The sequence below is a fragment of the Pseudomonas sp. ME-P-057 genome (genome assembly GCF_030208975.1).
Taxonomy (GTDB): domain Bacteria; phylum Pseudomonadota; class Gammaproteobacteria; order Pseudomonadales; family Pseudomonadaceae; genus Aquipseudomonas; species Aquipseudomonas lutea.
The window spans coordinates 1-13874 of the sequence record NZ_JARVSX010000046.1 but is presented as its reverse complement, the minus strand read 5'-3'; the positions used below and the strand labels follow the sequence as shown (position 1 = coordinate 13874).

The 13874-nt window shown below is 62.7% G+C and carries 14 protein-coding genes; 6 read left to right on the top strand and 8 right to left on the bottom strand.

Annotated features, from left to right (window positions below):
- Nucleotides 1–18: 18 nt before the first annotated feature.
- From QRN48_RS23370 to QRN48_RS23350, 5 genes are read right to left on the bottom strand one after another with little or no spacing between them, the layout of a single operon-like run.
- The gene (locus QRN48_RS23370; protein ID WP_285353610.1) at nucleotides 19–1626 is read right to left on the bottom strand and encodes an ABC transporter substrate-binding protein; all 1608 of its coding nucleotides are present in this window, start codon (nucleotides 1624–1626) and stop codon (nucleotides 19–21) included.
- Between the two features lie 26 nt (nucleotides 1627–1652).
- A complete protein-coding gene (locus QRN48_RS23365) occupies nucleotides 1653–2579 on the bottom strand; it encodes an ABC transporter permease (RefSeq protein WP_285353607.1) in 927 nt (308 codons plus the stop codon).
- The gene (locus QRN48_RS23360) at nucleotides 2579–3427 is read right to left on the bottom strand and encodes an ABC transporter permease (protein WP_037010048.1); all 849 of its coding nucleotides are present in this window, start codon (nucleotides 3425–3427) and stop codon (nucleotides 2579–2581) included. Before QRN48_RS23360 ends, QRN48_RS23365 begins: the two co-directional genes overlap by 1 nt.
- Nucleotides 3424–4008, bottom strand: coding sequence for an ANTAR domain-containing response regulator (locus QRN48_RS23355; protein ID WP_285353604.1), 585 nt, complete (start codon nucleotides 4006–4008; stop codon nucleotides 3424–3426). The genes QRN48_RS23360 and QRN48_RS23355 overlap by 4 nt, the downstream gene beginning before the upstream one ends.
- Entirely contained in the window at nucleotides 4005–5210 is a 1206-nt protein-coding gene (locus QRN48_RS23350; RefSeq protein ID WP_285353603.1) for a transporter substrate-binding protein, read from the bottom strand. The genes QRN48_RS23355 and QRN48_RS23350 overlap by 4 nt, the downstream gene beginning before the upstream one ends.
- Nucleotides 5211–6728: 1518 nt before the next feature.
- Here QRN48_RS23350 and gcvA point away from each other — a divergent pair.
- The 3 genes from gcvA (at nucleotide 6729) to QRN48_RS23335 (ending at nucleotide 9395) form a co-directional block, all read left to right on the top strand.
- The gene (gene gcvA, locus QRN48_RS23345) at nucleotides 6729–7634 is read left to right on the top strand and encodes a transcriptional regulator GcvA (RefSeq protein ID WP_285353601.1); all 906 of its coding nucleotides are present in this window, start codon (nucleotides 6729–6731) and stop codon (nucleotides 7632–7634) included.
- Nucleotides 7635–7737: 103 nt separating this feature from the next.
- Nucleotides 7738–8565: an EamA family transporter gene (locus QRN48_RS23340; RefSeq protein ID WP_285353599.1), complete on the top strand. Its 828-nt coding sequence runs from the start codon at nucleotides 7738–7740 to the stop codon at nucleotides 8563–8565.
- A gap of 68 nt (nucleotides 8566–8633) precedes the next feature.
- Entirely contained in the window at nucleotides 8634–9395 is a 762-nt protein-coding gene (locus QRN48_RS23335; RefSeq protein ID WP_285353597.1) for an SDR family oxidoreductase, read from the top strand.
- A 64-nt stretch (nucleotides 9396–9459) separates the two neighbouring features.
- Here QRN48_RS23335 and QRN48_RS23330 read toward each other — a convergent pair whose 3' ends face one another.
- Complete coding sequence (locus QRN48_RS23330; protein WP_191943129.1) at nucleotides 9460–9747, bottom strand: hypothetical protein; 288 nt, start codon at nucleotides 9745–9747, stop codon at nucleotides 9460–9462.
- A gap of 260 nt (nucleotides 9748–10007) precedes the next feature.
- On the opposite strand from QRN48_RS23330, the gene QRN48_RS23325 reads away from it, so the two are divergent.
- Nucleotides 10008–10238 (top strand): DUF6434 domain-containing protein, encoded by a 231-nt coding sequence (locus QRN48_RS23325; protein ID WP_285353594.1) that lies wholly within the window; start codon nucleotides 10008–10010, stop codon nucleotides 10236–10238.
- Between the two features lie 11 nt (nucleotides 10239–10249).
- On the top strand, nucleotides 10250–10876 hold the full coding sequence (locus QRN48_RS23320) for a glutathione S-transferase family protein (RefSeq protein ID WP_285353592.1): 627 nt from the start codon (nucleotides 10250–10252) through the stop codon (nucleotides 10874–10876).
- Between the two features lie 21 nt (nucleotides 10877–10897).
- Here QRN48_RS23320 and QRN48_RS23315 read toward each other — a convergent pair whose 3' ends face one another.
- Entirely contained in the window at nucleotides 10898–11713 is an 816-nt protein-coding gene (locus QRN48_RS23315; protein WP_285353591.1) for a helix-turn-helix transcriptional regulator, read from the bottom strand.
- A 97-nt stretch (nucleotides 11714–11810) separates the two neighbouring features.
- On the opposite strand from QRN48_RS23315, the gene QRN48_RS23310 reads away from it, so the two are divergent.
- On the top strand, nucleotides 11811–12767 hold the full coding sequence (locus tag QRN48_RS23310; protein ID WP_191943133.1) for a threonine dehydratase: 957 nt from the start codon (nucleotides 11811–11813) through the stop codon (nucleotides 12765–12767).
- Nucleotides 12768–12839: 72 nt separating this feature from the next.
- Here the strand turns inward: QRN48_RS23310 and QRN48_RS23305 are convergent, their stop codons facing one another.
- Nucleotides 12840–13619, bottom strand: a complete 780-nt coding sequence (locus QRN48_RS23305) for a YkgJ family cysteine cluster protein (protein ID WP_285353588.1) — start codon at nucleotides 13617–13619, stop codon at nucleotides 12840–12842.
- Nucleotides 13620–13874 lie beyond the last annotated feature (255 nt).

Below are 13874 nucleotides of genomic sequence, written 5' to 3'. Positions count from 1 at the left end.
GGAGCGGGCCACGGGCAATCACTTCACCCAGATATAGTCATAGTTGACCGGCACATGGACCGGATCGACGTACAGTGCGTCGTCGCCACCCATGCGCTTGGAGCGCACGGTGAAGCGCTGTTCGTTGAAGACCGGCACCCACGGTGCGTCGGCCATGGCGTCAGTGAAAATCTTTTTCCACGCCTCGGTGCGCTCGGCCTGCTGCTCCGGCCGCGCCATGGCGTCGGCTTTGGCGGCACGCTCATCCAGCGCCTTGTTGCAGTACAACGACCAGTTCCAGCCGCCTTCCACTGCGCCCGTGCAACCGAGAATCGGGCCGTAGAAGTTCGACGGGTCCGGGAAGTCCGCGATCCACGCCATGCCGCCGGACCACACCATCGGCGCCTGATCCTTTGAGCTGCCGGCCGCGATCACGTTGGCTTGCGCGAGGGATTTGATCTGCACGCGGATGCCGACTTTGGCCAGGTCCTGCTGGATAGACTGGGCAATGCGCGGCTGCGGATCGGTGTTCATCACGTACAGTTCGGTGTCGAAACCCTTGGCCAGCCCGGCGTCGGCGAGCAGCTTTTTCGCCCCTTCGACGTCGTACGGCAGGCCTTTGTACTGGGTGTCATAACCGGGCATGGCCGGCGGCAATGGCTGGTTCGCCGGCACCGCGCGGCCATTGATGATACGCACGATGCGTTCCTTGCTGATGGCCATGTTGATGGCCTGGCGCACCTTGAGGTTGTCGAACGGCGGCAGGGTGGTTTTCAGCGTCACGTAGCCGGTCTGCAACTGGTTGCCGGTGACCAGCAGCGGTTTGGACGCCGGATCGTTCTTGAATTGCAGGAATTGCGCAGGCGGCACGCCGTCGCCGGCGATATCCACCTCGCCCTTGTTCAGGCGCAGCAGCGCGACGGTCGGGTCCTGGCCGATCTCGAAGGTGATCTTGTCGACGTAGGGCAAGCCTTTCTGGAAGTAATCGGGGTTCTTCACCAGCTCAAGCTTTTGCCCCAGTTTCCAGTCGGCCAGCCTGAACGCACCGCTGCCGACCGGGTGCTTGCCGAAGTCCGCACCCCATTGCTCCACGGCTTCCTTGGGCACCACCGAGGCAAAGTTGATGGCCATGATGTGCAGGAAGGTGGCGTTTGGCGCGCTGAGCGTGATGGTCAGGTGCTGATCGTCGACCACCTTGACGCCGTCAAGGCTGGTGCTCTTGCCGGCGGTCATGTCTTCGTAGCCGACGATGGAGCTGAAGAAGCCTGCGCCCGGGCTCTGGGTTTTCGGGTTGACCGTGCGCTCCAGTGAATACTTGACGTCGCTGGCCACCAGCTCGCGGCCATTCTGGAACTTCACGCCCTTGACCAGAGTAAAGCTGTAGACCAGACCGTCAGGCGAAATGCTGTAGTCCTCGGCCAGGCTTTTCACCAGTTCGGTGGTGCCGGGCTTGTAGTCCATCAGGCGCACGAACAGGCTTTTGATCATCGACCAGTTCTGCCAGTCGTAGCCAATCGCCGGGTCCAGCGTCGCTACATCGTTCTGGTAAGTCACCACCACATCGCCGCCGCTTTTCGGCGTATCAGCCCACAGTGGCGTGGTAAACAGCGTGGCCGCCACGGCCAGGGTCAGCGCGTTGATCTTCATTGTTATGCCCCGTTGTGTTGATGAATTCAGTGCTGCTTGATGTCGATGCGCGGGTCCACCAGCGGGATCACCAGATCCGCCAGCAGGTTGCCGAGCACGATGGCCACTGCCGACAGCGTGGTCACGCCGACGATGACCGGAATGTCGACTTGCTGGATTGATTGCCAGGCCAGTTGGCCGATGCCCGGCCAGCCGAACACCGACTCGACCACCACCAGCCCGCCCATGAATACGCCGATGTCGATGCCGATCATCGGGATCACCGGGACGATGGCATTGGGCAGTACGTGCACGAACACCACCCGCGCCCGGCTCAGGCCCTTGGCCCGGGCGGTGCGAATGAAGTCCTGATGCAGCACCTCGATCATTGAGGAGCGGACCATGCGCGAATACCAGCCGCTGCCCAGCAACCCCAGCGTCAATGCGGGCAGCATCAAATGGCTCGCGCCGCCGTAACCGCCCAGCGGAAACCAGCCCAGCTGCACCGCGAAGAAGTACAGAAACAGCATCGCGGCAATGAATTGCGGGGCTGACACGCCCACGAAGGAAAACGCCATCAGCAACTTGTCAGCGAAGCTGTCGCGTTTGAGCGCGGCGAGCATGCCCAGGCTGATGCCGATCAACAGCTCGAAACCGATACCGGCCGCCATCAGTTCCAGGGACGGTCGGAGTCGTGCGCCGATCAGCTCGCTGACCGCCGTGCGCTGGATGTACGAGCGGCCAAGGTCGAAATGCAGCAGGTTGCCGAGGTAATTCAGGTATTGCTGGTAGAACGGCAAATCCAGCCCCAATTGCGCGCGGATGGTGGCCACGACTTCCGGCGTCGCGCTGCGCCCGGCAATTTGTCGCGCGGGGTCGGCAGGCAGCAGGAACAGCAGCAGGTAAGTGATGAAGGTCACGCCGAGCAGGATCAACAGCGCGTAACCGACCCGGCGGCAAATGAACGGCAGCATCAGCGACGCCCCTTGAGTGTGGGGTCGAGTTCGTCGCGCAGGGCGTCACCGACCAGATTGAATGCCAGCGACAGCAGGATGATCGCGGCCCCGGGAATGAACACGAGCCATGGCGCCGAGGTGAAGTACGTCTGGCTCTCGAAAATGATATTGCCCCAGCTCGGGGTGGGCGGCTGCACCCCCACGCCCAGGTACGACAACGTGGCTTCCAGCAGCACCGTGGTGGAAATGCCCAGCGTCGCCCACACCAGAATGGTTGGCAGCAAATGCGGCAGCAGGTGTGAAAACAGAATCCGTAGCGAACTGGCGCCCAGCGTACGTTCTACCGCTACGAAGTCCCGCGCACTCAGCGCCACGGTTTCGGCGTAGATGACCCGGGCAATCTGCACCCAGTTGACCATCGCGATGACCATGGCGACGATCCACACGCTGGGCTGGAAAATCGCCGACAGGGCGATGGCCAGCAGCAGCGCGGGGAAGGCCATCATCAGGTCAGTCACGCGCATCAACACGCTGCCCAGCCACCCGCGCACAAAGCCTGCGGTCAGCCCGACCAGCGTGCCGATCAGCACGGCCATGCCATTAGCCAGCAAACCTATGAACAGTGAAGTGCGCGCGCCAAAGATCAACCGCGACAGCAGGTCACGGCCCAGCAAGTCAGTGCCCATCCAGTACGGCGTGGCCGGTGCCAGAGGCGCACCTTCCATCGACAGGCCTTCGACGAACTGCTCGTCCGGGTCGAATGGACTCAGCCACGGCGCCAGCACCGCGAGCAGCACCACCATGGCAATAAACAACAGCGAAACAGCGACAGCGGGACGACGCAGCAGGGCCTTCAACGTGCTCATGCGCGGTCCTCGTTGCGCACGGCGAGCAGGTCGACGCACAGCGCCTCAATCGGCCGGTTGAGCTGCATCGACAGGCTGCGCAAGCGTTCAAAGGCAGTCGCCTCGTTGATGTTCTGGGTGACCATCAAGCGCGCCAGCGCCTGGGCCATCAGCGGACGCATGGCCAGCCGCTGCTGCAGCTCGCAGAGCCGTTCGGCGTCGGCGCGCTGCCGTTCGCGCAGCCCCACCGCCATCATCAACGTCGTGTACACCGAGCCCTGGCTGATGGGTTTGTTGAGCAGCGCTGTGGCACCCAGCTGCAACGCGCGCTGGATTTGCGACAGCGTCTCGTGGGCGGTCAGCGCGATGATGGGAACCCCGGCGGCGTTCAACGCCTGCACCGCGACCGGGCTGGCGAAGTGCTCGATTTCCAGGATCGCCGCAAAGCAGCCCTCTGTCTCACACGGCGCATCGTGGGCCAGCGCTTGCGAGTGAATGCCGAGTCTATGAAGGCTTTTGCCCAGATTGGCCTGACTGCGTTCGTCGCAGTCGATCAACAGCAGGAGGCCCTGATCGAGGGCAGGAAAAGCGCGTGTTTTCATTTGACGATCCTCAGGCGCGGCGCCGGGGCGGCGTGTCGGCTGGCAACGCCGGCGTGTACATCCGTATGGGTGAGATAAGGGTCGGCGGCAATCGGCTGATGCGCCGACTGCACCACTTCAAAGCGGCCGTCGCGCAGCTCGGCGATGTGGCTGGCCAGTGCGCTGTGGTGATTGCGCGACGACAGGCTTACGGTGCCGAGCACGCTGGCGACCGGGTGGCCATAAAGGTATTCGCAGATGGCCGTGGGCGACGCGTCGTTGCTGGCCTGCAGGGCGTCGGCAAATACCCGCAGCGCGGTGTAGGCGCTGGTGTAGTAATGCGAACAGACCCGTGGACCATGGCGCTGCTGCGCTTGGCAAAACGCCGGGTCGACGGTTTCAAAGAACGGACCGCAGGACAGCAGACGCAGCGCTTGCATCGGCCCGACCGCGTCCAGCTCCGCTTCGGTCAAATTGCAACTAAGCACCGGCAGGCGCAGACCCTGTCGGCTGCAGGCAAGGTCCAGCTGCTGCAAAAACCCGTAGGAAGATTCGCCAACCAGGTTGTTGAGGACGAATGCCGGCGGGTCCTGGATGAGCGTTTCAATCAGCACCTCAAATCCGGTTGCGCCCAAGTGAGCGTACTTTTCGCCCATCACCTCAGCGCCGTTGGCTTCCAGCACTTCCCGGGCAATGCGGTTGCTTTCCCATCCCCAGACATAGTTCGAGCCGAGCAGAAACGCCCGATGACCAAACTCGCCCAGTGCGTAACCCAGCAGTGGCAGCAGCGTCTGGTTCGGGCAGCCGCCGAGGTACAAGACGCTTTCGCTGCTCTCGTAGCCTTCATAGGGGCTGGAATACCAGAGTAGGGCGCCGTGCTGATCCAGATCAGGAATGATTTCCTTGCGACTGGCCGAGAGCGTGGTGCCGAGGATGTGCCGGACCCCTGCGCCCAACAGCTCGGCGACACCGCTGCTGTAGCGCGCCGGGTCGCCCTGCGGGTCGCTGCAGATGGCTTCGAGCCGCACGCTGCGTTGCGCATCGGCGTTGATGTCGGCGAGCGCATCCTGCAGGCCGAGCAGGGCACTGCGCCCCATGCGCCGATAGGTGCCTTCGGTCGAGAGCAAAAAGCCAACCGTTACCGTGGGACGCTGGTCTGGCGCAGAGGGCGCCTGGGTGGCGACCCCTGACAGTGAAGGCTTCGGTCTGAAGAAGTCCGGCATGAAAAGCATCCATAAAAAAAGCCCGATCAACCCGGTAGGGGTCGATCAGGCTTCGATACCTGGCGCATTCGAGGCGCGTATGTGGACGAGACTTAAGGACCAGAGTCCGGCTTGTCGTGTGTTTTGGGGGTATGAAATAAACATGCCAACCAGACTGTAGCGCTTGAATCAGCTTTTTCCAGTCGGTTGGCTGCCGGTTGTGCTCTTGCGTGGGGCGATTACGCCCGATGGTGCTTTAAACAGGGGCAGCCTTTACAGCGCATGAGCGGGCAGAAGGCGGCGCACCTGTGGGAGTGAGCTTACCCGCGAATGCGCTGGTTCAGCCAATGCATCAGGGCCTGGCAAAATGCATTTCGCGGGCAAGCGCGCTCCTACAGGCGATCAACTGCGCTTTCGGGTTTCTGGCGGGTGCGCGGTCATTTGGCGCCTGTTGAAGAGACGCCTGCAGCGGTGGCAAGCATGGATTGTTATTGGCCGCCTGCGGGGTGCCGGGGGGTGAACGGTTCCGATTGCCTTCACACCGTTGTAGGAGTGAGCTTACCCGCGAATGCGCTGGGTCAGCCAATGCATCAGGGCCTGGCAAAATGCATTTCGCGGGCAAGCGCGCTCCTACAGGCGATCAATTGCGCTTCGGGGCTCCAGGCGGGTGCGCGGTCATTTGGCGCCTGTTGAAGAGACGCCTGCAGCGGTGGCAAGCATGGATCGTTATCGGCCGCCTGCGGGGGTGCCGGGGGTGAACGGTTCCGGTTGCCGTCACCGTTGTAGGAGCGCGCTTGCCAGCGAATGCATTGGGTCAGTCAATGCATCAGTGCCTGGCAGAAATGCATTTCGCGGGCAAGCGCGCTCCTACAGGCGATCAATCGCGCTTCAGGGTTCCTGGCGGGTGCCAGGTCATCTGGCGTCTTGGATGGGCGCCTGCTGCAGTGGCAAACATGGATCGCTATCGGCCGCCTACGGGGGTGGCGGGGGGTGAACGGTTCCAGTTGCCTTCACACCGTTGTAGGAGCGCGCTTGCCCGCGAATGCGCTGGGTCAGTCAATGCATCAGTGCCTGGCAGAAATGCATTTCGCGCGCAAGCGCGCTCCTACAGGCGATCAATTGCGCTTCGGGGCTCCAGGCGGGTGCTCGGCGATCTGGCGTCCTGGATGGGCGCCCGCAGCAGTGGCAAACATGGATCGCTATCGGCCGCCTGCGGGGGTGGCGGGGGGGAACGGTTCCGGTTGCCTTCACACCGTTGTGGGAGTGAGCTTGCTCGCGAATGCATTGGGTCCGTCAATGCATCAGGGCCTGGCAAAATGCATTTCGCGGGCAAGCGTGCTCCTACAGGCGATCAATTTCGCTTTCGGGTTCCTGGCGGGGCCGGAGGCGTTCCAGACCAAGCGCTTCTACGGTGGGTTTCACTCGTTGCGAATTGGCCGGGAAGCGATCGGCATCCGCGTATCACACCTCAAGTGCTATACCATGAGCCCACATTCATACTCAGGGCAGCGTCGCTGGTGCCCGACGAGGCCCGCTGCGATGAGAGATTTGCCACCCACCGCCACCCTGCGCGCGTTTGAAGTCGCCACACGTCACGCCACGTTTACTTCAGCTTCCGAGGAACTGCACGTCACACAAAGCGCGGTCAGTCATCAGTTGAAGAATCTCGAAGACATCTGGGGCGTGCAGCTGTTTCAGCGGGGCAAGACCCTCAGCCTGACGCCTGCCGGTGCGGCGCTGGCGCCCATCGTGCGGACGTTTTTCATGAACCTGGAAGCAACGCTCGCCGACCTTCGGGAAGAGAAGGGACGCTTCAGGCTGAAAGTCAGCACGACCTATTCCTTCGCGCTCAAATGGCTGCTGCCGCGCCTGCCCAAGTTGGCCGAACTGCACCCGGAAATCCTCGTCACGCTGGACAGCACCGACACGCCGGTCAACTTTGCCAGCGGCGAGGCTGACGTAGCGATCCGGCTGGGCGGCGGTCACTACCCGGCGTTGCATTCTGAATTCATGTTCAGGGAGCACATTTTTCCCGTGGCCAGCCCCGATCTGCTCAGGCGCTTTGGCACTCCCCGCGAGCCGGCGGAGCTGCTGCGCTATCCGCTGCTGACCCGGGACGGGTCGGATCTGGTGCCCAAATGGGAAGTGTGGTTCCAGCAGGTCGGGGTCAGCGTGACTTCGTTGAAGGAAAGCGTGCGCTTTGCCGACTCCAACATGACCGTCGAAGCGGCGCTGCTGGGCCAAGGCATAGCGCTGGCGCGCAGCGGGCATGTGGAGAAAGAATTGCAAGACGTCAGCTTGCTGCGTCTGTTCGATGTACCGTTTCCGTCGCCGGTGGCCTATTACTTCGTTTGCCCGAAAGGCATCGAGCGCCAACGGCACGTGGCCAGTTTCCGCGCCTGGCTCATTGAAGAAGGAGTGGCTGCCGGTCTCGCTTACGGCTGAGGCAAGATGCGCAAGGTATGATACGTAGGGCATGAGCATTCACTCATCTTCGGATGAGGAGAATTTGCTTCTTTTTGCGCAAGCGGGCTGCCTAACATGGCCCATGCCTACTCACATCATCCTGTTGATACTCTTTGCCGCGCTGCTGCATGCCAGCTGGAACGCGTTGCTGCGTGGCGGCGATGACAAGCTCTGGTCGATGACAATCATGTGCGTGGCCGTGGCCATCGTCAGCAGCGTGGGCGCGCTATTCATGGTCGCGCCGGCGCCGGAAAGCTGGACGTATGCAGCGCTGTCGGCGTCGCTGCACGTGGGTTACAACCTGTTTCTGGTGCGCACCTACCGCAGCGGCGATCTGGGCCAGACGTACCCGGTTTCCCGAGGTTCCTCCCCGGTGTTGATTACCGTGTGTGCGTCGCTGTTTGCAGGCGAAGTGGTGGGCGCAACGGCGATGATCGGCATTGCGCTGGTTTCGGCGGGGATCATTTCGCTGGCCTTCAAGGGGCGCAAGCTGGAAATCCCCGGTTTGCCATACGCGCTGGGCACCGGTTGTTTCATCGCGGCCTACAGCGTGACGGACGGCATCGGCGGGCGGTTGTCCGGCGCGCCCATGGCCTACACGGCCTGGATGTGCGCGTCTTGGGGCGTGCTGATGCCGATGACGTATGTGCTGCTGCGCGACGCCCGCAGTCTGGTGACTATCCGGCCTGGCTTCTTCACGGCTTTTTGCGGCGGCCTGGTGTCACTGCTGGCCTACGGCATTGTGATTTACGCGATGAGCGAAGCGCCCATGGGCGCGGTATCGGCCTTGCGCGAAACCAGCGTGCTGTTTGCCGCGCTGATCGGCTATTTCTTCCTTGGCGAATCACTGACGGCGCGCAAGCTGATAGCGTGCGCGGTGATTGCGACCGGCATTCTGCTGATTGGCTGACTGCGCAGGACAGCGCCGATTGACGACACATCTGTTCCTTTTCACAGCGCCAGAAAGGAGACTTTTCAATGGAAGACGTTTCGCAAGCTCCAGTGATGCTGATCACCGGCGGAAGCCGCGGGGTCGGCGCCGCGACGGCACGGTTGGCGGCAGCGAGTGGCTATGACGTTGCAATCAGCTATGTGGCCGACGAGTCCGCAGCCCTCGCAGTGGTGACTGAGGTCGAAGCGCTTGGACGCCGTGGCCTGGCCATCCGTGCCGACAACGCCGACCCGGAACAGGTCACGCAGATGTTCAGTGCCATCGACCAGACGTTCGGGCGCATCGATGTGCTGGTCAATAATGCAGGCGTACTTGGGCCCCAATCCAGGCTGGAAGACCTGGGGTTCGAGCGCATGCAGCGCATCTTTGCGGTCAACGCCATCGGGCCGATGCTCTGCGCGCAGCAGGCCATCCGGCGCATGGCGCATCGATACAACGGCCACGGCGGCTCGATCATCAACATTTCTTCAGCCTCCGCGAGACTGGGCAGCCCGAACGAATATGTCGACTACGCCGCGTCCAAGGGCGCCCTTGAAACCTTCACCATCGGTTTGTCCAAGGAGGTCGCGCGGGAGGGCATCCGTGTCAACTGCATACGCCCCGGGCACATCTACACCGACATGCATGCCAGCGGTGGCGAGCCGGATCGCGTCAACCGTGTAAAAGACTCGATACCCATGGGCCGCGGCGGACAGCCGGTCGAGGTGGCCAGAGCCATTCTCTGGCTGGCGAGCGAGGAAGCATCGTTCATCACCGGTACGTTTCTGGACGTCACGGGCGGAAAATGAGGGTTGCCGTTCCCTTGCCGCTGCCGCGAGCGACCAGGGACGAAGTCTTTCGACCGCGATCTCATCACCACTGTCGACGCGCCTTTGGCTTGATCACCTTCAACCGCGCAATCGCTAGCGTGTGCAGGTATTGCCGGACGGCGTCGTGATGCTCGACGCTGACGTGGTTGCTGTCCAACAGCCCCAGCAGATACCCCTCGGCCATCGCGTGATAGCGCGAGACACCTTCCCGGGTGTCGCTGGTCTTGAGCTTGCCGATCAACTCGTCGATCCGGGCGCGATGTTCGCTTGAAAACCAGTCCGGCCGCGGTGGGGAACCGTCCTCATCGCTCAGGGTGATGTCCGGATTCATGAGGTCTCCAGGAGAAATAGTCGGGTGATCCCTGCGGTGACCGGTTGGCACTGCAAGCGTTGCTGTTTCGGTTGACCCGCCTCAGCGCCGTTGGTTGCCGGCAGCACAGCGTTGTTCGCTAAAACCATGAGTCCATCGCATTGCCGTGTTCTGCGGCTATCATTCCCGGGAGGCCGGTTCAGGTCCCTCGTTCGGCGCATGGGCGGGGGCCGGCAACCGCCGATTAATTGGCCCATCGTAAGCGTTTAAAGGAGCCTTCCATGGCGTTTGACTGGCACAGCGAGCCTCTGCGCAGAGACACTCCCGTCACTCAGGACTACCGCAATACCCAGAACGTGCGGCGCTTCTTGACCGGGCAGTGTGGCGCTGCCTTCAAGTTCGACCGGGACTTCATGGCCTGGATACGCAACGACACTCCCAAAACCCTGGGCGATGTTGTTGATGAGTGGCAACGGCGCCATTGCGAGGCTATTCACAAGACCACGGCATGATTGGAGGCCACATGTACACGTTATTCGGTTCGGACAGGTCCGGCTCGGCGGCGATTGAAATGGCCCTTGGGCTGTGCGGGGCGGACTTTCGCCTGGTGGCCGCGAGTTCGTGGAATGAAGGCGTCGGGCAGGACGAGCTTAAACGGCTCAATCCTTTGATGCAGGTGCCTACGCTGGTGGCGCCCGGCAATGCCGTACTCACCGAAAGCGCGGCGATTCTTACCCACCTGGCGCTTGAATTTCCGCAGTCCGGCCTTTTATCCGGCGACTCACTGGAGCGGGCCCAGCAACTCAGGGCGTTGGCTTACATCACCACCAATTGCTACGCGACCATCGGCCTCATCGACTACCCGGAGCGCTGGCTGCCCGGTGCCGATCAGCAGCAATTAGACCGCCTGGTCGCCGGGGCAACAGGCAAGCTGCACAGCCAATGGGAGGTGTTCAGCGATGTCTTCCACAACCCGGTGGCCTGGCACCCGGAAGCGCCGGGCGCCGTGGAAATTCTCGCCAGTGTGGTGAGCCAGTGGAGCGGGGCGCGTGAGCATCTTCGTGTCTGCCGGCCGGAATGGTACGCGTCGCTTGAGGAAGTCGACCGCCATCCGCGCATCGCTTTGGTGCTGGAGCGCCACGGCTGGTGAGCGTCGCCGTGCCGGCACGAGCTAGGGCAGCGCCTGGCGCAGTTTCGCCGGGCTGATGCCCATGCGCAGCCTGAACGCCGTGGCCATGTGCGCCTGCGAGCTGAATCCGCAGTCATGGGCGATCGCGGCCAGCCGTGCCGTGGGGTCGCGCATCAGCGCACGGGCCTTGGCGACCCGGCGGTCAATGAGGTAGCGGTGCGGGCTCTGGCCGGTGGTGTGCTTGAAGGCCCGCATGAAATATCCTTCGGACAATTCCAGCAGGTCGGCCATGGCCTGCACGCCCAGCGGCCCGTCGAGGCCAGCGTCGATGAATTCGTCAAGCCTGCGCATCCGCCGGGCATCGATTGAGCCGTGCATCGGCGCATCCCGTCTATGCTTGTCATCGATCCGCTCAGCCAGCGCCAGCCCCCAGCCCTCCCAGTCGTCCTCAGTCGAGCCCTGCAGCAGCGCGGCGCGGATCTTCATCGCCAGGACGATCGCGCGTGCATCGATGCGGTTGTTGAATGCGCGCTCACCTTTCAGCGTCAGCCCATCGGTGCGCAACACGCGTAGATACTCCCCACCCGTGGGTGATTCGGACAACACATCGCAGCCCGCCGGGACGAATGCCAGACCGTTGGGCACGGCGTCGAAGGGCTGCACGCGGTCGCTGCCGATGGCGTGCAGCCCGCGCTGGCTGGCGAAGGCAAAGCCGATCGCCGACGCCTCAGCGACGTATCGCGTCGCATAGCGGCTGGCGGGCAGCAATTCGAGGATCCACGGCCCTGCCTCGACCCGGCGTACCGGTTCAGTGGGCGGTGGATTCAACACGGATTTGGTCGGGCTCATGGTCTGCATGGTAATCAAGCGCGGGGCGAAAAGTCAGGTCAGTTTTCTGAAAGCCTGCTCGGCGGGCCCGTGCCTAGACTGGGCGGAAATTCTTTGGAGACCCGCCATGCACGGACTGACCCGCGAAACCATCACCGAGGCCGCGCGTCTGGTTTACCAGGCCATGCCCGCCACCCCTCAATACGCTTGGCCGCTGCTGTCCGAGCGGCTGAACTGTGCGGTGTGGGTCAAGCACGAAAACCATACGCCCACCGGCGCGTTCAAGGTGCGCGGCGGGATCACGTTCATTCACTGGTTGAAACGCACTTACCCTGGCGTCCAGGGCATTGTCACGGCGACGCGGGGCAATCACGGGCAAAGCCTGGCTCTGGCAGCCAGCGCTGCGGGCCTGAGTGCACTGATCGTGGTGCCACAAGGCAATTCGGTGGAGAAGAACAACGCCATGCGCGCGCTCGGTGGCACGGTGATCGAATGCGGTCGGGATTTCGACGAGGCGCGTGAAGAGGCGGCGCGGCTGGCTGACGTGCACGGGCACTATCTGGTCCCGCCGTTTCATGTGGAGATGCTTAAAGGTATCGCCAGTTATGCCCTGGAACTGTTTACCGCCGTGCCGGATCTGCACACCGTCTATGTACCGATCGGTTGCGGGTCCGGTATCTGCGCGGTGATTGCCGCCCGCGATGCGCTGGGCTTGAGCACCCAGGTGGTCGGTGTGGTGTCCACTGAAGCGGCGGCGGCCAAATGGTCGTTTGAAGCCGGAGCCGTGCTCCAAACCCCGTCAGCCGATACCTTTGCAGATGGCCTGGCGGTGCGCCGGCCCATCCCCTCAGCTTTTGCGATTTACCGCACGGGGGCTGCACGGATCATTGCCGTCAGCGACGCCGAGATCGCCGATGCCATGCGCGTCTATTACACCGACACCCATAACCTGGCTGAGGGGGCGGGTGCAGCCGCACTGGCGGGGCTTATGCAGGAGCGCCCGGCCATGGCGGGTAAAACGGTCGGCGTGATTCTATCCGGCGGGAATGTGGATCGGGCAGTGTATGCGCGGGTGATGGGTTGAGGAGGGGCCATGCGCTAGCGGAAAGCTGTGAGCCGAGAGCTGAGAGCTGAGAGCTGCCCAGCCTGGGTTGGCTCAGCGGGTGGAGTGAAAGATGTAGCTGTCGGTTGCCGGGTCGGCAAGGGGCAGGGCGTGGTCTTTGAGGTATTGCACCAATGAAGCATCGTCGGCTCTGATTTGCCATGCCGAGGAGGCAGGCACGGCGTTCTCATCGATGTTCTCGCAGGCGGCGAGAAGATCCTCGACCGAGGGCTGGTGGATCACCAGGCCGTTGCCTTTCCAGCCCGCAACCATCAGCCCCAGGCTTTCACACAATGCGACTTTGCGCAGGGCATCGTCACGGTCAGCCTGTCGCGACTGCTGAACGAGGGTGGCCAGCCCCTGATCCGAGGCCAGCAACGTGCCTTGCTCCCAACTTTCGGGCGGGCAGTCCTTGGCTGCGGGTTCAAGGCGAATGAACGGATTGATCTCCATCGGATAAATGCGGCACACCAGCGGCCGCTCAAGATAGATGCCGCAAAGCCCATCCTGCTGAAGGTTCGGGCATTCGGGCAGCGCGTTCGCCGCGAGAATCACCGTCACTCGCAGTGTTCCCGATGCACAAGGCACCGCCGCAGAGCGCCCGGCGTTGTAGGTGAATTCGGGGGAGCCGGCTGGCCAGAGCGATTCGTCGAATGCTTCAAGCATGACCGCCACCCCATGGCCACGCTTGAGCCACGTCACGGCCTCATTCAGGGTCAACGGCACAAAGCGCCCCCGACAACATGCTCCACAGCCGACGCAGGCGAATCGCTCGTTGCTGTCCACACCTGCACTGGAGTGAGTGGAGGACTCGCCTGATCTATCGCTACTCATGGGGCCGCTGCCATCTGTTCTTCAAAAAGAGATCATACGGGTCTTGGCCGGATGCCGTTAACTTAACGGCACATCCCGGACATCCTGCCAGCCCTGCCGACACCGCCCCTGGCCACCTAAAACAGCCCCACGCGAACCCTGTGGGACCGGTTTTAGCCGGGAAGACGTCGGTTGTTACGCCATGGAACTGAAGGTGTCCGTGTTGGCCTCTTCCCGGCTGAAGCCAGTCCTACTAACACCGCGCGAACCCTGTGG

Bases quoted from the DNA above. Each gene is read 5' to 3' on its own strand.
- QRN48_RS23370 (WP_285353610.1), bottom strand. From the start codon at position 1,626: ATGAAGATCAACGCGCTGACCCTGGCCGTGGCGGCCACGCTGTTTACC.
- QRN48_RS23365 (WP_285353607.1), bottom strand. From the start codon at position 2,579: ATGCTGCCGTTCATTTGCCGCCGGGTCGGTTACGCGCTGTTGATCCTG.
- QRN48_RS23360 (WP_037010048.1), bottom strand. From the start codon at position 3,427: ATGAGCACGTTGAAGGCCCTGCTGCGTCGTCCCGCTGTCGCTGTTTCG.
- QRN48_RS23355 (WP_285353604.1), bottom strand. From the start codon at position 4,008: ATGAAAACACGCGCTTTTCCTGCCCTCGATCAGGGCCTCCTGCTGTTG.
- QRN48_RS23350 (WP_285353603.1), bottom strand. From the start codon at position 5,210: ATGCCGGACTTCTTCAGACCGAAGCCTTCACTGTCAGGGGTCGCCACC.
- gcvA (WP_285353601.1), top strand. From the start codon at position 6,729: ATGAGAGATTTGCCACCCACCGCCACCCTGCGCGCGTTTGAAGTCGCC.
- QRN48_RS23340 (WP_285353599.1), top strand. From the start codon at position 7,738: ATGCCTACTCACATCATCCTGTTGATACTCTTTGCCGCGCTGCTGCAT.
- QRN48_RS23335 (WP_285353597.1), top strand. From the start codon at position 8,634: ATGGAAGACGTTTCGCAAGCTCCAGTGATGCTGATCACCGGCGGAAGC.
- QRN48_RS23330 (WP_191943129.1), bottom strand. From the start codon at position 9,747: ATGAATCCGGACATCACCCTGAGCGATGAGGACGGTTCCCCACCGCGG.
- QRN48_RS23325 (WP_285353594.1), top strand. From the start codon at position 10,008: ATGGCGTTTGACTGGCACAGCGAGCCTCTGCGCAGAGACACTCCCGTC.
- QRN48_RS23320 (WP_285353592.1), top strand. From the start codon at position 10,250: ATGTACACGTTATTCGGTTCGGACAGGTCCGGCTCGGCGGCGATTGAA.
- QRN48_RS23315 (WP_285353591.1), bottom strand. From the start codon at position 11,713: ATGCAGACCATGAGCCCGACCAAATCCGTGTTGAATCCACCGCCCACT.
- QRN48_RS23310 (WP_191943133.1), top strand. From the start codon at position 11,811: ATGCACGGACTGACCCGCGAAACCATCACCGAGGCCGCGCGTCTGGTT.
- QRN48_RS23305 (WP_285353588.1), bottom strand. From the start codon at position 13,619: ATGAGTAGCGATAGATCAGGCGAGTCCTCCACTCACTCCAGTGCAGGT.